The sequence below is a fragment of the Lonepinella sp. MS14436 genome (genome assembly GCF_042470565.1).
Lineage (GTDB): Bacteria > Pseudomonadota > Gammaproteobacteria > Enterobacterales > Pasteurellaceae > Lonepinella.
On record NZ_CP170385.1, the window covers coordinates 1,406,525 to 1,423,692 of the forward strand.

Genomic DNA, 17,168 nt, shown 5'->3' on the forward strand with positions numbered 1-17,168 from the left:
ACTACTCCCCTATTTTTGTACAAGGAAAATTATGCTCGAAGGCTTACTTATTGTCTTAATCCCTATGTTGTTGGGGTATTTGATCAAAACTCATCATTATGGATTTTTAACCGCTATTAATAAAATTGTGATGGCATTGCTATACACTATTTTGTTTGTAATGGGGGTATCTCTTGGTCAATTAGAGGATGTTGCCACAAAATTACCTGTCATCGGGTTATCGGCTTTGACTTTCAGTATTTGCATTATTAGTTGTAATATCATTGGGTTAGTAACATTTGATAAACTTAATCCTGCACCATTAAAACATTTACATCAGAATATTCCGCCACGTTGGAAATTGTTATTAGATAGTGCCAAATTATGCTCAATGGTACTAATTGGCTTTGTGGTAGGATTGTTTAGCAAAGATTCTGTTAATTTACCTTTCGGGATCAGCACTTATGTACTCATTGCGTTGATTTTCTTTGTAGGAATTCAACTACGTAATAACGGTATTTCGTTACGTGAAGTCCTGTTCAATAAACGTGGAATTTATACTGGACTAATTATGATCATTACCTCATTAATTGGCGGTATTATTTCTGCATTATTATTAAAATTGCCAATCACACAAGGGTTAGCAATTTCTTCTGGCTTAGGTTGGTATTCGTTATCTAGTGTCGTAATTAATAATGCTTGGGGAGCGGAATTTGGTAGTATTGCCTTTTTTAACGATCTTTCAAGGGAAATTGTAAGTTTATTTGTCATTCCCTTTTTTATATTTCACTACCGTTCAACTGCGGTTGGTTTGGCTGGTGCAACGGCATTAGATTGTACATTACCGATTATTCAACGTTCAGGCGGAATGGAAGTTATTCCCCTTGCAATCAGTTTTGGCTTTGTAACTAATATTGCTCCGCCGATTTTATTAGTATTTTTCTCCTCCATTCCGTTATAACGATTTTTTAAAACTCTTAAAAAATGCACCGCACTTTAGATAACTACAGCCCAACCTATCTAAAAGTGCGGTGCATTTTTCTTTAAATTTTACACAACCTCTGTTATACTAAAATAACTTTTTTGGGGCTGATTTTGGATTCGACGGGATTGGCAAAGCCCAAAGTGCACGTCAAGGTGCGGTAGGCCTTGTAAATAAACCGCAAAATAATAGTCGCAAACGACGAACAATACGCTTTAGCAGCTTAATAACCTGCATTTAGCCTTCGCTCCCTAGCTTCCGCTCGTAAGACGGGGATCAAGCGGAGTCAAACCAAAACGAGATCGTGTGGACGCTTCGGCTTGGAGATCGAAACACTAAATTAAATCAAGCTAGTTTATTCTTCGCGTGTCTGTCCGCAGGGGGTAAGCGAAATTAAAGACTGACTAAACGTGTAGTACTGAAGGTAGAGTAATTTCGGACGGGGGTTCAACTCCCCCCAGCTCCACCACTAACAAATATCATAAAGTATCAGATAGTATCAAAAGCCTTGTATTTTCAAGGCTTTTTACTTTTATAAGGTATCACGAAGTATCTCAAAGTATCACGCAGTCTTAAAAAAATAGTAGTAAAAATGGAAGTAAGAAATTACAATGTAAGAAATCTTACTACCATTTTTAAAATCTATGGCAAAAATTGTAAAACAACTCTCTACGGCTCAGGTTAATTCTGCTAAGCCAAAAGATAAGATCTACTATCTTTCTGACGGTTTAGGGTTACGATTGGCAGTAAAACCGAATGGGTCAAAAACGTGGTTATTTAACTACACTCGCCCCTTTGTAAAAAAACGAACAGATAAAACAATCGGCACATATCCTGCTATAAGTCTAGCCAATGCTAGGGCTAAAGCTCAATCCTTTCGGGAAATGTTGGCAAATAATGTCGATCCACATCAACAAGAATTGGAGCAGCTAAAATTAGCCAGATTAGCTATTTCTAATACTTTTAAAGCGGTGGCGAATGAATGGCTGACTTATCGTGAGAAAATCGGATTAGAACGAGGGGATTATTCTGAAAAGACCAAAATTGATACGATTAGGCGAGTGAATGATGCCGTCAATATGATCGGCGATTTGCCATTTAGAAAACTCAAGCTACAACATGGTTTAGCCGTGTTAGAGATTCATCGTACCAATGGACAATATACTGAAATGCGGAAACGGTATTTTGTGTTGAAAAATATTGCAGAATATGCGGAACGGTTTGGTTATTGGGATAAAAATGAATGGCGGTATCTGGGTGAAGACCTGCCAAGTGCAGATAAAAGCAGTCATCATTCAGCTATTCATTATAAGGAGTTGCCAGAATTTCTGCTCACATTACGAAAAAGTAATATTCATCAATCTTCTTTACTGGCTATTCTTTGGGGTTTATTAAATGTAACTCGTGCTAGTGAAACAGTTGGTATTAAATTTTCAGATATTTCAGAAAATGAAAACTTATCAAATGAGCTTGTTTTAACGGTAAAAGTCAATAAAGGGGGGAAAGGTGAACGTGAACACTTAATCCCATTGAGCAGGCAAGCTAAAACGTTGTTGGAATATGCCAGAAAACAGGCGAGAAATGATTATTTATTTCCTGCGGTAAAACGTGGGGCAATAAAACACCTTAACGCTCAAACACCTAACGATGTCATTAAATCTATGGATAATGGAAAGTACAAAGGGGTGATGACAAATCACGGTTTCCGCACGTTATTTAGTTCTTATTGCAATGACAATCGCCTTGAATTAGGATTAGATTCGGAAATTATTGAGATTTGTTTAAGCCATTTGAATAATGACAAGGTACGTAATGCCTATAACCGTGCCGAATACCTACCCTATCGGTTAAAAACTTTTCAAGCGTGGGCGGACTACGTAGAATTATGTGCGAAAGGGTTATTTGATGAGATTAAGGGATAAGACCGCATTTCTGCGGTCTTGTAATTACTATCAGGCTTCCTTAATCTTCCCGCCTGAAAGCGTATAAGGATTAACATATCCTGCATAGGTTTCAGGCTCAAAGTTTTCAGGTTGTGGCTTAACTAATTCACTCAACGCCCATTCATAAGGGATTTTATCCCAGTCAGGCACAGACATAATAGTAAATGTATTAATCGACAACGAATCCTTACCTTGCTCTTTTTTATCTTTCGATACATAAGATGAGATAGTTATACTTGTCGAATTGTTGACATAGTCCACATTCAAGCCTGTTACGGTATGATGAGATGCTGTTGCCCCTGTACGTGGTTCTTCGATTTGTTTTTCAATGTACTTCATAGTTTTTTTTTCCTTTTGTTGGTTGATGAAATTATTGTTTATCGTAATATCCGAATTAAATTTGTTATTTCTTTGATTAATTTAGGCAAAACAAAGATAAATACTGGCAAAGAAATTGCAAACGCCATTTGCCACAAGCCTTATTGCATAATTAACTCCTTGATTAAAGGTAAGATTAAAGATATATTATCCATACTTAATTAGTTATCTCTGATTAATGATTAAAAATAAAAACCCCGAAAGTTCGTACCTTTCGGGGTTTTGTTTTAGGTTGATTATCTTAGACAGTTCATATTACAATCAATCAAAATTGATTAATTAAATAAGTATTACAACATGCCAAAAAATGAAAATCTTGAATTTGTATCCTTTGATGACTATTTAGCAGAACAAATGACAGATCCTGAATTTGCTCGAGCTTATGCTCGCACTCAAGAACAGAAACAGCTTTTAGCCACGTTACGAAATCACAGAACACAACTGCACTTAACCCAACAAGACATTGCCGATAAAACAGGCATTAAAGCCCAAAATATCAGCCGTCTTGAACGTGGTTTATCTCGTCCTAGCCTTGAGACGATTACTCGTTATGCTCAGGCTTTGGGTGGTTCTATTGTGTTTCAGTCGCAACATTGATATTAAAACTGTGATGAAAAATATTGCTGTTTTACCAGAAACTGCGAGCTATCGGGTTTATTTTTGAATATTTTTAAATTTGGTTTAGATTGAATAGTTACTCGGTAAATGTGCAGTTTCACAGATTAAAATTGAGCCTTCAGTGTTGTTAGCTTCCCTATATAATGCACCAGCACCCGAATCTGATGAATCAATTGGCACATAACCCACCCCTAATTTCCCTGAACTATCTACCCATATCCCCTCATGAAGTTTATGGCAAGAATATCCTACGTCTATGTGTCCAGTCCTAGGACGTGGCAAGCAGGTTGCTTGTTGTGTTCCTAAAGTAAAATTATTTACATAATATCCATTTTGATCGACTGCTGGAGTGTACGCAGGTAATGAAATAGCATTTGTAATACTAAGCAATCCCCATGTACTATCAAGCATTAGATTATCGTTTGCAGCCCCCTTTCCATCAAAAATTTGTAAGCCATAATTACCGACAGCCTTTCTAGCTTGTGCAAATAAATAGTACTGAATACTTCCTGAATAATCCAAGTTAAACCATTTAAACACAGTAAAACTATCTAAACCCATAGTATTTCTCAGGTGATAATGCTCGGTCATATACGTTATTACACCTAAATATCCCCTTGGTGGGCGAATAAATAAAATAGGATTTTCATAGGTTTCCCATTTACCTGCTGGATAACCTACTACAGCCATAGCAAGTTTTTGTCTCCCGCCGTAGAATACGTCAAAATCACTGTTATAAATCTGTCCTGATTTAATTAGACTATATGCTCTAAAATCGGAACTGTATTGAATATTACCATTATCAAAATACGTTTCAAAAAATGCCATTAGTAAAATCCTACCATTACTCGATAGCCACCAAAAACAGCATAGTTATAGTCACTAACATGCCCGCCTTGCCTTGTATTAAATTGCCAAGTTACTGTATTGCCACTTACATAGAAGTCTGGAAACTGATCAACGCTTTCTGCACATACTTTTTGATAATCCGAAACAGTATGATCATATTCAGGTGGCTTTTCAGCTATCCAATTCATACTTCGTACTGGAATGAAAATGGGGGTTCCCCATGTTATGCAATCATGAGTAAACGTACCTTTAATGATACCTCCCGCATATTGCGGAAACCAATCTCTTCGTTGATAATTTGGGTTTAAATTATAATCAATATAAAACGGGATCTCAAAACTAGTTACCATATTTACTATTCGGCTAGTAGCATCAAGTACTATGTTACCGTTCCCGTCAAAAATCTGTAATCCTTGCATTACCACACTCCTAATCTAACTCGAATTTTCCCATTGCTATCATAAACAACAATATTATTATTGTTTATAATCATACCTACATTAGATTTGCTATTGCGAATAGAAACCTCTCCAGCAGAATTAACCGAAAATCTACCGTCACCAATGTTCAAACTCCCCCCATTAATAACAGGCGAATTTATCGTCTGGCTTGCCTTAATATGCCTGCCTAAGATCGTGCCGTCTGCAATTAAATCACCATTAACCGCTACCCTGTTATCCACTACCGATAGCATAGGTACCACATTGTTATCACTGGCATTTTTCACCACGCCGAATTTATCTGCCATGACAATGACTGATGATTCCGTGGTTTTATTATCCGCCGTTGCACCAAGAGCAATCCCAGCAATGGCAGTGCGTCCGCCTGATAATACTTGCGTTTTAATAGTATGGGTGGCACTGAGCTTGTTATCCACTGTGGCGACAGCATTACTTACCGTGGATATTTGTGCTTTGTTATCGTTGACTGTGGCTGTGACAGTGTCAATGCGTTTACCTATGGCGGTATCAGCATTAGATAATGTCGTTTGTACGCTGTCTATTTTGGCAGATAAAATGGATACGCTTTGTTCCACATCCTCTGGGGCTGGTGTCCAATCCGTTGCGATAGTGCCTTTCTCTAGTTTGATTTTTCTGACCTCGAGATAGCTGCCGCTTTCAGGTTTGTTACTGCCAATAAGTACAGAGATATTTTGACGCTCTCCCTTTATCGTGATTTTTCTCACCGCTCGATGCCACTCGTTGTCATTGATAACATCATAAGTCGAAAAACCACCGACATTGCCATTTTGTTGGCTTAACACATACGTGTAATTTAGATTTGGCAAGTCAGTACGATACTCAAAAGAGAGTATATATGTTTCGCCGTCTTCTAAATTTACACCTGTATGATACGGTGTTCTTACCCCAATATTTGCATTTAAGGAAACCACTTTCATCACGTTATTTTCAATGTGTGACACACTTGGGTTCCATAGTTGCCATTCGGGCTGTTGAGAGTTTCTTAGTAAGTTCAGACCACCTACTCGAATATTGTCAATTTCCGACTGAGCATCTGATTTCCAGACCGATTGCAAACTTTGTTGAGCAATACTAGCCACTTCCGACTTGCTGGCTTTGGTCGATTGGATATTTGCGATACTGCTTTCAGCGGTTCCCACTCTAGCCGTAATCGCTGTAATCTTATCTGCATTGGCTTTGTCCGCATCAGCCCGAGCTGTTTGTTCCGCTGTAATTTTGGCGTTTAACTCTGTTTGGGCTTTAGTCAGGTTGTTATTAATGCTAGTTGCATTCGCATTAACCTTGGTAAAATTTGCACTCAATTCGTCAAACTTGGTCGCAGTAGAACTGTTTAGGTCAGATACGGCTTTTTCGGTATTGGTGATTTTCCCCTCTGCTGTGCCTAAGCGTGCGGTTATGGTGGTGAGTTGACTAGACTGTGCCTTATCAACTTCTGCCTGCGTGGCTTTGTAAGTAGTTAAATCTGCATTAACACTACTAATTTCTGCATCCACATCCTCTGGGGCTGGTGTCCAATCCGTTGCTTTATTTCCTGATTCGATTTTTAGGCTGTGGAACTCAACCCAATCACCTACTGCTGTAGGGGTAAACCCTACTAATAGCGATCCCTTATCTGTATCAAAAGGAGCAGAAAAGGTCAAAGTATAAAAATTAAACTCTTCTTTGCTCAATAGTTTTATGTTATTGAGTTTGGAATTATTACCGTCCTCTCTTATGATAAAAAGATAATCTAAACTATGATTGCCTCTGGCATAAAATGATAGTGTATACTGCCTGCCTTTAGAGATAGACATAATCCTGTTTTTAGCAGATGCCAAAATACCTCTTGTATTCGAGTTATTGGAAACTAACCTGTTTGCAATTCTGCTATTGACAGTAGATTTAGTTACAGTTAGGTTAACATCACCAAATCTGCTAAATGTATTAAATTCACTGTCAACTAATAAATTTCGTCCACCTATTTGGATATTATCGATCTTAGCATTTAAATTTTGGCTCACCTCCGAAATACTTTGCTGATTAGTAGTTACTGTACGCTGAATAGTCGCAATATTACTCTCTGCTGTACCTAAGCGTGCAGTTAAGGCATTTCGTGCGGTAGTTTCGGCGTTATCCGCCGCAATACGTGCCGTTTTTTCTTCTTGCAAGCCAGTTAACGCATTATCAGCTTTAGTTGTCACTGTGCTAATTTGTTGAGCTTGTTGAGCATCGACATTTTGCAAGGTTGAAATTGCCGTTCCACGGGTCTTAGCCTCATCTTGTATAGCAGTAGTAAGTTTAGCACTTTCCACCTGAATAGCTTTGGTGCGGTTTGTCGTTTCGGCAGAAATTGCAGTAATACGAGCCTGTGATTCTGCCTTGATTTGAGCTGTAAGACTATTTATAGCAGTTTGGCGTGTTTTCGTTTCCACACCAACCGCACTATCAATATCAGCCTGTAAGGAATCAATCAAACTCTGCCCAAGTTCCGTCTTAGTGATTTTACCTGCTAAATAATCCGTTAATTGAGTGGTATCATCGGACGGCACACCTACAACCGATTCGGTAAATTTACCTGCTGTCGTGCCGTTGACCATTCTTGCCCAGAACCAAAATCTATCCCCAATGCCTAAGCCAGCATAGGTGTAATTATTGGTTGGATAAGCGAGTGTTACCAGTTTTCTAGCATGGTCAAAATTGTTATCTGAACTCACCCAAAGCTCAATCGCCGATTTGCTATTAGCATATAGTGGATTTTTCCAATTTAGTTCAATGGCAAAGATTTTCGGTACAGTGACCAGTTCACTGATAGCAAAATTGATACTAAAGCTGGTGGTAGTTGGGTCAGATAATTGCCCTGCACTATTCTTCGCCCGAATTTCCGCTATATAGTCGCCGTCAGGTAAATCCGTAAAGGCTAAGTTAGGCTCAAGCAAATCATCATAAACCGCATACAGCTTTTTATCACGGTAAAGTTTGACTTGATATTTTAAGCCTTGTCCTACAAAGGTAGATGATGTAAAACTGAGTACAATACCGTTCTCGTCAGCACTCACTTGAGCATTTTGAACGGGTTGCAATCCAGCAGTATAAGTTGTGCTGTTGACAGGTTCAAAGCTGGCAGAGCCGTCAACAATCGATTCCTTTTGCGGTTCGTGTTGTAGTGCGGTAATGGTATAGCTGCCGTCTTCGTTTTCGGTAATGCCGATAGCACGATAAAGTTGGCTAGAAACCACCGCACTTTTGATTACCCATGTATCCATGACTGCTAAGCCTGTAGGCTCAGAAACAAGGGTAATAATGGCATTATTTTGCTTGTTAATGTTGGCGATCTTGATTTTTGTCATTTGCATTTCAGCGTTTAAATAGCTGAAATAACTTTCGCCGCTAATTTCAATTTCCGTATCTAAAGTAATGGTTTTGCCATTGATTGCCACTACCCGACCGCCTAACACTTTGCCAGCGTAACTGTTATCTGCTACTTCGATAATGTCGCCTGGCAAGTGCATTAAACCTTGTCTGCCTACGCTAAAGGTAATGGTGCATTGTTCTAGGCGTGATGTTTCCAATACCCATTTGCCGTAACGGTGAGCTTGTCCACGAGATGTACAGGCATAAGCCGTCATCTTTTTGACGTTGTAGCCGTAACGGGCGATCATTGCATCATCGGAAACGTACTCAATCGCCTTTTGGTACATATTGCGTTGATCGGCGTATTCCACTTCTACCGCGGTGTAAATCGCTTTCTGTGCGGCGTATTGGCGAGTGAATTTGCCGTTAATCACGTTAGCTTGGCTGTATAAACAAATAGGATCGGCTGGACGGTCTTGGATAGCGGTAAACTGCGTGCCATTCCACACCGCAATAGCACGGAATACGCTTGCCATATCAGATACTACTTGATAGGCATCACGCTGCTCCGTAATCCATAAATTCGCCGTCATGCGTGGTTCTTTGCCACCGTAGCCGTCATCGACTAGCTCATCACAATATTTGGCAATTTGATATAACTGAAATTTATCTAAGCCATAATCCCCAACACGACTACCTAATCCTACAAGCGGATCTGTGATTAAATCATAAAATACCCACGCAGGATTATTGCTCCAAGCCAATTTAAAATCACCTTTCCAGATGCCTGCCTCATAAGTGCGAGTTTCTGGATCGTAATTGGCAGGGACTTTAATAATCCGCCCATACAGCAAGAAATTCATGTTCGGGAAATTCGGGTTGTAACGGGAATCGGTTTTTACGCCAACCATTGCCATATTTGGATAGCTTAATTGAGTGTCAATAATTTCCGTGTAGCTCACCCATGTAGTCGCATTTTGTAAACGTTGGCTTTTAGAATCTTCGGTAATCCGTTGCACCTGAATATCAAACGGGCGTTCTGGTAAGTTTCCAATGATATAACTACGGTAAAAACGAGATGAGGATTTACCGCTGATTGTGTAATTACCTCTTACTTTACCATTAATTAGCACCTGAAAACTTACGCTAGTGCCGTTGGTATCGCCCTGATCGTTTTGTGAAAATAACGCATTAACCCCAAGAGTTAGCCGAATACGAGTAACATCAGGATCGATAACTGAGCGGGTTAATGGGTGTTCTTTCTTGACTTCCGCCCCGACAGATACTTCACGTTCAGAACATTCAAAACCCTCTAATGGCGTTTGGTCTTGCGTGCCTAAATTGTAGGCAATTTCAGTGTTTTTATAGTTAAAGCTATCTTCATCATTGTCATCTACGCCGCTTTCATTTTGGATTGGCGTATTATCAAAATACGTAGTTTTCCACTTGTTTACAGTTCCTTTGATTGGACCGAGTGAAATTAAACCAATCGCCCGTAAACGCTGTGCCGAACGCAGTGAATCGGGTGCTTCGTAAGGAGTGTGTTCACTACCGTTGCCAGAATTTCCGCCCATGATTTTTCTCCCTAAAATTACTTATTTGCTAGTTTTCTAAATATGCTTCCACTTGATTGATTATTTGAGCTTGTCGTGGTGTCTATATCGTCAAAGGTTTCGACTCCTTGCGATACCAACACAAGGCTAGTCAGCATTTTTCCGTAAAGCAATGGAATCGGTTTGCCTTGTGGGGTTAAGTTTTTGATATTTGAAAATGATGTGCTTTGCTGTTTTTCCCCGTCCTCTGATGATGTATTAGTCATCGTGGGGATCTTGGTCATTAACATTACTGCACCACCTAACAACAACCCTGCACCATATCCAACTAAATAATATTGCTGGAATACTACACCAACTACAATTAAAACAACGCCTGCAATAGCACTAATAATGCCCCCTGCCTTACCTGCCCCCGAAATAACAGGCGTAAAATGCACCGCACTTTGTTCGTCAAGGTTGATACTCGGATTAGTTTTAATCTGTTCTTCGGTCAAATAGCGATTTTTGCCAATGCGTACTTTGTAATAGCCTTTCATTAAATATTGGCGTAATCCTTGAATTTGTGTTAATAAGCCGTTCATTAACTCTTTAAAGTTACTCACTTCAAGGCTTATCGGTTCATGGCTAAATCGTTTAAGATCGCCGTGAAATGTAATTGTTGCCATGATTTTAGCCTCCATACAGAATGCGTTGATTTTAACCAAAAGCCGTCATACGGCACACGAGCAGATAGCCGCCCCTCGCTATGATGTAACATCAGATTATCACCAAGGTAAATGCCTGCGTGATTAGCGACTTTCGCCCCTATTTGCAGTAACACCACATCACCTAATTGCAAAGGTTTATCCCATTCCACTTCCACAAAACCACAATGTCGCATACCCTCTTCGTACAAATTGGCGTGTTCAAACCAATCAAAGTCGTAAACAGAATCATCGGGTAGTTCCAAGCCTGATAACATATAGCTATCTAAAATGATATTGCGACAATCCTGTTTATTGTTTTCAAACGTTCGTCCCAATAACGGTGGAATATTTCTGAATTGCTTGATTTCACCATTTACGACTAACCAAAAATCTAACCCCGTCCGCACCTGACATTCACGATCTGCCGTGGATAAATAAGGCAAACCCTTTTCTCTATCACTGTCGGGGTGGGAATGAACAAGGGCTATGATATTGCCTAATTCTTCCGCTTTGAGAAAATCATCAGCGGAAATCTCGAAGTAATGGATTGGGTCATCGGCGATATTGTCGCATGGCAAATAAAAGGGTATGCCGTCCATGTGTTCCAACACCACAAAACCGCAACTTTCTTGTGGGTGGCATTGGTTGGCGTGGTTTAAAATGTCTTTTTTTAGTATTTGTGTATTCATAAAAATAAACTTTTTTGTTAATTTTATATTGACAATGTAAACATTTATGTTTATAATAATCACATCTTAAAACAACACGGAGGGACATAGTGAAACAAAGTGAGTTTTTAAGATGGTTAATTGCTCAAGGGGTAACAAAGGAAGAAGGCTCAAAGCACATCAAACTTTTTTACAACGGTAATCAATCAACAATGCCAAGACAACCTAGCAAGGAAATCAAAAAAGGCACAATGATAGCGATTAAAAAGCAATTAGATTTAAATTAATTCAAGCCCCTGTAAAAGGGGGCTTTCTTGAACTAGGAGCATTTATGTTGTATCCAGCAAAATTTGAGCCAGAAGACGGCGGTTATAATGTATCATTTCGGGACATTCCTGAAGCCTTAACCTGTGGTGATGACTACGATGACGCTGTTGAAATGGCAAAAGATGCCTTGCTAACCAGTATGGATTTTTACTTTGAAGATCGGCGTAAAGTGCCAATGCCTAGCAAACCACGCAAAGACGAAGTATTAATTGAGTTACCGTCCAGCGTATTTGCCAAAGTGTTATTGTTAAATGAAATGGTTGAGCAAAATATTTCTAACGTGGAATTAGCTAAACGTATTGAAGTTAAGCCACAAGAAGTGCAGCGTATCACCAATTTAACGCATAGCACTAAAATTGACACAATAAGTAAAGCCTTATCCAGTCTAGGCAAACACCTACAATTAAGCGTTGCCTAGTTACCATACTGCGTGGTACTCGGAAAGCCACCAAACGGCAATACAGCATTGTCGCCAAAACGTAGCTTACAACCACGGATGCAATGGCTACATTTATCCTTTTTCTTGTCGCTAGTGGGTTTATCAAATTCATCGGCGACAGGCTTTCCCGTGTAGCCACATTGAGATGATCGGTATTGCCAAATACACACATCACTGGTAATCATTAACAGCGGTATGCGTGCGTTATCGGTTTCGGCAGGACTTGCCAATTCAAAGGTAGCTTGCTCATCGTCTAGGCTTTTGAGCTGTTCGATAATGTAATAGCTAACCACTTCTTGCGTTGGATCAGCTTTATTATTGCCGTTGGCAAAATTGCGAGCGTCCAAAAATTGAGCATAAACCAATCGCCGTGTGACTTTCGCCCCGACACCTTGCCCGAAATTAGCTGCAATGCCTGTGATAATGCCGTACAAATTAGATACCGTCAGGGTTGGGCGGTTACTCGCCCCCTGCCCTGAAATCTCAAAGCCTTCCGCTTTAATCGGATAGGCTTGATATTCATTACCTTGCCACCAGATATTGGCTTTGGTTTGGCTTAAGCCGTTGTGAAAACGATACAGCTCACCTTTCATATCATCATCGGTGTTACTAGATATATGACGCAAATCAATTTCCCAAAGCTCGATCAAAGCGTCTTGTTCAAGCTCGGGTAAAAGTGCGGTCATTTTTTGGGGGAGATTTTTAGGCATTATACAACTTCCTCGAATTCACATTCAAACGTAGTAAATTTCTTGCCAATAGTACGTGGGAACTTGGTACAAACGACTTTCACCAGCTCACCACCTAACGCTACATCTTTAAAATAAAATGGCGTTACGCCGCCGTGTTCTGCCATAAATTGACGGAATTTCACTGCTTCGGTGTGGTGTAATTTAAAGTTCACACTGTATTTACGTAATAAGGTATTCAAGCCGTCTTTAATGCGTTGTTGGTACCCATTGCCAAAATCTAACACTTTACGCCGTGGTTCTTCTTCGGCGGTATAATCAGGTTGTGGACACCAAGGTAAGGTTTGGATTGTCATATTATTTCTTCCAGTCTTTGATAACAGTCAGGATATTCGGCAAACGCCACGCAAGCACGATAAAAACCGCTGAAATAGTAAAGGCTGAAACCGTTTCTAATAGTCCGTATTGCATAATTAACTCCTTGATTAAAGGTAAAATTAAGGGTATATTATCCATATCAAATCGTTCCTTTAGAGATTTGTTAATTGGAATAAAAAAGCCGAGATATTGACCGTATCTCGGCTTTTATTTTATGTTATCTAGCGGTTCATCATGCCACCACTTCGCATATCGTTTTGTTGGTTTTTGCGATAGCGTTGGTCGGCGATTTTGTCCATTTGCTTCATCAGTTCAACGGTGATTTGTAATTCATCGCCGTTTTGCTCACTCCGCACACTAGCACTGACTGGCTCGCCGTTATTGATAATCTGTACAGATACCCTGTTACCATTACCTACACCGCTATAATTGCTGTTTGGCAAGGTTGGCACACCTACGCCACCACCGTTAGCAAAACCACGTTTACCGTAGTTAAGGTAATCTAGGTAATTTTTACCTAGCCGTGCGGTGGCTTCTTTGGTGATGACGTATTCGCCTTTGTGGACCACTCCAGCAGGATCATATTTGCCACCGTCCCCCGTATAGCCACCTGTGGCAAAACTCATACTTACCGATTGGATAGTCGATATAATATTTGCCGTAGCTGCTGCAACATTTGCCATAGCGGCAAGATTTTCCGGGTAAGGTAGAGCCGCTGCATCCGCAATCCCTTGTTGGATTTTGATAGCACTGTCTGCAATGGCAAAGGCTTTAGATACCGCAAACATAGACTTGTACAATGCCGATTGTTTACCGCCGTAATTTTCTGCCACGCTCGCCATGGTATCAAAAGCACTTGACATCGTTTGAGCGGATTGGCTGTAATAATCCAATTCTCGCTGTTCCTGTTCGTTTTGATAATTGGCGATAACTTCTGATTTGCGTTGTTGAAATTCATCTTCTGCAATGAGTTTCTGGTCGTAAAACGCTTGTAACTGTGCCAACTCTTGCGTTTGTTGGTTTTGTATTTCTTGATTTGGATCGTATTTAGCCCGTATTTGTGCCAACGGATCGACCGCATACTGTGCCTTTTGTTGAGCATAATCAATCTGTACCCGTTGTGTGGCTTTTTGAGCTTCCGCTGGGTTGAGTTCACCTGCCTGTTGCAACTCTCGAATAGCGTTTAAATCGTCCGCTAATTGGCTTTTGAGTAATTTCTCGGGAGCGTATTTTCCTGCCAATTCTTGCCGTTGTTTGGCAAAACGTTCGGTAATGGCAGTTTTAGCGGTTTCATATTCTTGATGGGATACTACGCCTTTTTTCAAATGTTCTTCCAAGCGTTGAAACATGCGAGCTTGTTCAAGATCGATTTCCATTAAACTAGAAGATGACTTTTTGCGAATATCATCATAATATGATAGCCAATTTTGGCGAGCGTTTTCGGTGGATTTTCCTTTTCCGCCAGAAGTTGATTTATGCTGACTGTCCCATTGCTTGCTGTATTTGCTTTCTAATTCAGCATAAGCCTTAGCATACAGTTCATTGTTAGCACCAATACCCTGTGAATCTAAATCTTTCTTAACGTTTAACGAAATATACTCATCACGAGTTTTTGCATTATTTATTTTATTTTGTGTTTGTAGATTTTCTAAATAGGCTTTTTGTTTTTCGTCACCTGCAACGGTCGTATTACCAAGAGCATAAGGAATCCCTTTGCCTGCTATGGCTTTTGCTGCATTAGCAAACTCATATAATCCACTTGCCCCTACTCTTGCCGCATTACCTGAACTTAGTAAACGTTCGATCATGCCTGATAATGGGGACTGGGTATTCTCTGCGGTATTGCTCACTGTCAACATAGATTGATTAAACTTAGCTAAATCAGTATCCGCCCCACCAAAAACTGTGCGAAGATGTGAAATAGCATTATCTAACTCATTTTGTGTTGTGGTGGCTAATTGTGATGCAATCTTATTGCCAGTTTCTTGTGTTGTGTTGAGCTTTTCTTGTGCTGTTTGTAATTCGCCTTTTGCCTTTGCTAGTTCACGGTTTAATTGAGTAATTTTAGTGGTGTTATCAATCTCAATTTGATAGCCGTTTTCATCAATAATAATGTCTAATTTAGGCGTTTTTAAAATCTGCGTTTCAAGATCTTTAATCGCCTTTTCAAGATTTTTAACTTCTTTCTGTTGAGCGATAATACTTTCTTCAATTTTTGCTTTGTTCGCTGCTAATTGAACGGAATTTAATTTCTCCATTTCTGCGGTTAAACTCGGCAAATCATTAGCAAAGGCTAAGGCGTTTTTGTGGGCTTCTTCGGTTTTTTGTGAGTAGTCTAGCCACATTCCAACCCCTGCAGCTAATGCAATAGAAACCGCACCGATTGGACCACCGACTAAACCTAATGCACCAGAAACTAAACGACCACCTGCTGAAACAGCTTTTTGTGCTGTTGCTAAATTACGTTGTGCGACAGCCTCGGCATTAATTGTCGCCGTTAGTCTTGTTTCAGCTGCAGATAATTGGTTAATAATGGCTATGCGTTCCGCATCCGTTCTCGCTTGCGTTAATTTTAACTGCAATAAATTCATTTCAGCGGTGGCTTCGGTTCGTAATGCGTTAGTTCTAACGGTTTCAGCTTCAGCAGCGACAAGGGTAGTTCTCGCTTGTTCATTTCCAGCAACAATATGCTGTTTAATTCTATCAACACTAAACGCCCCGATTGCGGTAGTTGCAGCTAAGGCAAGGGTATTAAAATGATTAGGAATACCACTAATGACATTGGCAAAGCCTTGACTTGCCCCTGTGGCTTGGTCTAATTCACCCACCCATTTAGTGGTGGCAGTGGAAAGATTTTCAAAAGCAGCAGAAATGGTTAAAACACGGGTAGCAAACTGGTTATCTACCCCGTCTTTGGCTTTTTTCAAAGCGTCAATTACTCGCCCAATGGATAACTCGCCTTTCTTACCCATTTCTTTTAATGCACCAACGGAAACCCCTAACCCATTAGCGATAGCCTGAGCCAAGCCTGGTGTTTGTTCCATGACGGAATTTAATTCTTGTCCTCGCAATTCACCACTGGCAAGAGCTTGTCCAAATTGCATTAAGGCAGCAGAAGCAGCACTAGCACTCGCCCCTGAAACGGCAACAGCTTTAGATACGGTTTCAGTAAGTTCTGCAACTTCGGCTTGATTAATGCCTAAGTTTTTTGCATTTTGAGCAAAGCGTTGGTAAATGGTAGAAGTAGATTCAACACTTTGATTGGTCTGCATAGCAATATCAAAAACAGCCTGTAAACCTTTTGCTCCGTCAATACCTGCACTTTCCACCAATTTAAGTCTGTTGCTAATTTCCGTATAGCCGTCGGCATATTGCCCCAGCATACTAAATGCACCGCCAGCACGGCTCGCAATATCAGTGAAAAAAGTAAAATTGGTATTTCGATTAATAGCATTTGCGGCGTTATTAATATCATTAAGATAGCTTACGGTTTTCGCATTAAAGCTACGTAAACGGTTTTGAGCATTTTGTAAGGTGGTATTAAATCTTGCATTGTTAATATCAAGATCTATTGTAAAGCGATCAAAACTTGCCATAGATTTCACCCATAAAAAAAGCTCGAAATTATTCGAGCTTGGTTAATTGATTTTTTTAAATAGATAACTATTATCCACCTGTTAATTTATCCCATTTTTCCCAACGTGTTAATTCAGGATTTCTAATAATACGAATGATGTACCATAAATTCAACAGAATAAAAATAGCATAAACAGCCGTTGCCCAATAAATCGGTAGCAAAACGGCAGGGGCTAAAAAACCGACCATAATGGCTAGCCATAAAAGAAATTTCATCAGCATAATCTT

Annotated in this window: 16 protein-coding genes and 1 other RNA gene; 6 read left to right on the plus strand and 11 right to left on the minus strand. The window is 39.9% G+C overall.

Going from position 1 to position 17,168, the window contains the following annotated elements:
* Positions 1-31 precede the first annotated feature (31 nt).
* The 3 genes from O1Q81_RS06750 (at position 32) to O1Q81_RS06760 (ending at position 2,883) form a co-directional block, all read left to right on the plus strand.
* Positions 32-940, plus strand: a complete 909-nt coding sequence (locus tag O1Q81_RS06750) for a lysine exporter LysO family protein (protein ID WP_386696655.1) — start codon at positions 32-34, stop codon at positions 938-940.
* Between the two features lie 124 nt (positions 941-1,064).
* Positions 1,065-1,430: a transfer-messenger RNA gene (gene ssrA / locus O1Q81_RS06755) on the plus strand.
* A gap of 175 nt (positions 1,431-1,605) precedes the next feature.
* Positions 1,606-2,883 (plus strand): tyrosine-type recombinase/integrase, encoded by a 1,278-nt coding sequence (locus tag O1Q81_RS06760; RefSeq protein ID WP_386696656.1) that lies wholly within the window; start codon positions 1,606-1,608, stop codon positions 2,881-2,883.
* 30 nt (positions 2,884-2,913) lie between these two features.
* On the opposite strand, the gene O1Q81_RS06765 is transcribed toward O1Q81_RS06760, so the two are convergent.
* Positions 2,914-3,243 (minus strand): hypothetical protein, encoded by a 330-nt coding sequence (locus O1Q81_RS06765; RefSeq protein WP_386696657.1) that lies wholly within the window; start codon positions 3,241-3,243, stop codon positions 2,914-2,916.
* 336 nt (positions 3,244-3,579) lie between these two features.
* Here O1Q81_RS06765 and O1Q81_RS06770 point away from each other — a divergent pair, with 336 nt between their 5' ends.
* Positions 3,580-3,879: a helix-turn-helix domain-containing protein gene (locus tag O1Q81_RS06770; RefSeq protein WP_386696659.1), complete on the plus strand. Its 300-nt coding sequence runs from the start codon at positions 3,580-3,582 to the stop codon at positions 3,877-3,879.
* An 84-nt stretch (positions 3,880-3,963) separates the two neighbouring features.
* Here O1Q81_RS06770 and O1Q81_RS06775 read toward each other — a convergent pair whose 3' ends face one another.
* Genes O1Q81_RS06775 through O1Q81_RS06795 form a run of 5 tightly spaced genes read right to left on the minus strand, consistent with a single transcriptional unit; the run spans position 3,964 to position 11,492 of the window.
* Complete coding sequence (locus O1Q81_RS06775; RefSeq protein ID WP_386696661.1) at positions 3,964-4,728, minus strand: hypothetical protein; 765 nt, start codon at positions 4,726-4,728, stop codon at positions 3,964-3,966.
* The gene (locus O1Q81_RS06780; RefSeq protein ID WP_386696663.1) at positions 4,728-5,168 is read right to left on the minus strand and encodes a hypothetical protein; all 441 of its coding nucleotides are present in this window, start codon (positions 5,166-5,168) and stop codon (positions 4,728-4,730) included. The genes O1Q81_RS06775 and O1Q81_RS06780 overlap by 1 nt, the downstream gene beginning before the upstream one ends.
* Entirely contained in the window at positions 5,168-10,135 is a 4,968-nt protein-coding gene (locus O1Q81_RS06785) for a phage tail protein (protein WP_386696665.1), read from the minus strand. The genes O1Q81_RS06780 and O1Q81_RS06785 overlap by 1 nt, the downstream gene beginning before the upstream one ends.
* A gap of 17 nt (positions 10,136-10,152) precedes the next feature.
* On the minus strand, positions 10,153-10,782 hold the full coding sequence (locus O1Q81_RS06790; RefSeq protein WP_386696667.1) for a tail assembly protein: 630 nt from the start codon (positions 10,780-10,782) through the stop codon (positions 10,153-10,155).
* Positions 10,728-11,492, minus strand: a complete 765-nt coding sequence (locus tag O1Q81_RS06795) for a C40 family peptidase (protein WP_386696669.1) — start codon at positions 11,490-11,492, stop codon at positions 10,728-10,730. The genes O1Q81_RS06790 and O1Q81_RS06795 overlap by 55 nt, the downstream gene beginning before the upstream one ends.
* Positions 11,493-11,581: 89 nt before the next feature.
* Here O1Q81_RS06795 and O1Q81_RS06800 point away from each other — a divergent pair, with 89 nt between their 5' ends.
* On the plus strand, positions 11,582-11,758 hold the full coding sequence (locus O1Q81_RS06800; protein ID WP_153985979.1) for a type II toxin-antitoxin system HicA family toxin: 177 nt from the start codon (positions 11,582-11,584) through the stop codon (positions 11,756-11,758).
* A gap of 44 nt (positions 11,759-11,802) precedes the next feature.
* On the plus strand, positions 11,803-12,216 hold the full coding sequence (locus O1Q81_RS06805) for a type II toxin-antitoxin system HicB family antitoxin (RefSeq protein WP_386696671.1): 414 nt from the start codon (positions 11,803-11,805) through the stop codon (positions 12,214-12,216).
* On the opposite strand, the gene O1Q81_RS06810 is transcribed toward O1Q81_RS06805, so the two are convergent.
* The 5 genes from O1Q81_RS06810 to O1Q81_RS06830 all read right to left on the minus strand — a co-directional run bounded on the left by O1Q81_RS06810 (position 12,213) and on the right by O1Q81_RS06830 (position 17,162).
* A complete protein-coding gene (locus tag O1Q81_RS06810; protein ID WP_386696673.1) occupies positions 12,213-12,947 on the minus strand; it encodes a phage minor tail protein L in 735 nt (244 codons plus the stop codon). The genes O1Q81_RS06805 and O1Q81_RS06810 overlap by 4 nt on opposite strands.
* Positions 12,947-13,282 carry a phage tail protein gene (locus tag O1Q81_RS06815; protein ID WP_386696675.1) on the minus strand — a complete coding sequence of 112 codons (336 nt, stop codon included), beginning with the start codon at positions 13,280-13,282 and terminating at the stop codon, positions 12,947-12,949. Before O1Q81_RS06815 ends, O1Q81_RS06810 begins: the two co-directional genes overlap by 1 nt.
* Position 13,283: 1 nt before the next feature.
* Complete coding sequence (locus O1Q81_RS06820) at positions 13,284-13,442, minus strand: hypothetical protein (protein WP_386696677.1); 159 nt, start codon at positions 13,440-13,442, stop codon at positions 13,284-13,286.
* An 83-nt stretch (positions 13,443-13,525) separates the two neighbouring features.
* Entirely contained in the window at positions 13,526-16,900 is a 3,375-nt protein-coding gene (locus O1Q81_RS06825) for a tape measure protein (RefSeq protein WP_386696679.1), read from the minus strand.
* Between the two features lie 70 nt (positions 16,901-16,970).
* A complete protein-coding gene (locus tag O1Q81_RS06830) occupies positions 16,971-17,162 on the minus strand; it encodes a hypothetical protein (protein ID WP_386696681.1) in 192 nt (63 codons plus the stop codon).
* Between the last annotated feature and the right edge of the window lie 6 nt (positions 17,163-17,168).

Excerpts from the sequence above, each read along its gene's own strand:
- O1Q81_RS06750 (WP_386696655.1), top strand. The coding sequence starts at position 32 with ATGCTCGAAGGCTTACTTATTGTCTTAATCCCTATGTTGTTGGGGTAT.
- O1Q81_RS06760 (WP_386696656.1), top strand. The coding sequence starts at position 1,606 with ATGGCAAAAATTGTAAAACAACTCTCTACGGCTCAGGTTAATTCTGCT.
- O1Q81_RS06765 (WP_386696657.1), bottom strand. The coding sequence starts at position 3,243 with ATGAAGTACATTGAAAAACAAATCGAAGAACCACGTACAGGGGCAACA.
- O1Q81_RS06770 (WP_386696659.1), top strand. The coding sequence starts at position 3,580 with ATGCCAAAAAATGAAAATCTTGAATTTGTATCCTTTGATGACTATTTA.
- O1Q81_RS06775 (WP_386696661.1), bottom strand. The coding sequence starts at position 4,728 with ATGGCATTTTTTGAAACGTATTTTGATAATGGTAATATTCAATACAGT.
- O1Q81_RS06780 (WP_386696663.1), bottom strand. The coding sequence starts at position 5,168 with ATGCAAGGATTACAGATTTTTGACGGGAACGGTAACATAGTACTTGAT.
- O1Q81_RS06785 (WP_386696665.1), bottom strand. The coding sequence starts at position 10,135 with ATGGGCGGAAATTCTGGCAACGGTAGTGAACACACTCCTTACGAAGCA.
- O1Q81_RS06790 (WP_386696667.1), bottom strand. The coding sequence starts at position 10,782 with ATGGCAACAATTACATTTCACGGCGATCTTAAACGATTTAGCCATGAA.
- O1Q81_RS06795 (WP_386696669.1), bottom strand. The coding sequence starts at position 11,492 with ATGAATACACAAATACTAAAAAAAGACATTTTAAACCACGCCAACCAA.
- O1Q81_RS06805 (WP_386696671.1), top strand. The coding sequence starts at position 11,803 with ATGTTGTATCCAGCAAAATTTGAGCCAGAAGACGGCGGTTATAATGTA.
- O1Q81_RS06810 (WP_386696673.1), bottom strand. The coding sequence starts at position 12,947 with ATGCCTAAAAATCTCCCCCAAAAAATGACCGCACTTTTACCCGAGCTT.
- O1Q81_RS06815 (WP_386696675.1), bottom strand. The coding sequence starts at position 13,282 with ATGACAATCCAAACCTTACCTTGGTGTCCACAACCTGATTATACCGCC.
- O1Q81_RS06820 (WP_386696677.1), bottom strand. The coding sequence starts at position 13,442 with ATGGATAATATACCCTTAATTTTACCTTTAATCAAGGAGTTAATTATG.
- O1Q81_RS06825 (WP_386696679.1), bottom strand. The coding sequence starts at position 16,900 with ATGGCAAGTTTTGATCGCTTTACAATAGATCTTGATATTAACAATGCA.
- O1Q81_RS06830 (WP_386696681.1), bottom strand. The coding sequence starts at position 17,162 with ATGCTGATGAAATTTCTTTTATGGCTAGCCATTATGGTCGGTTTTTTA.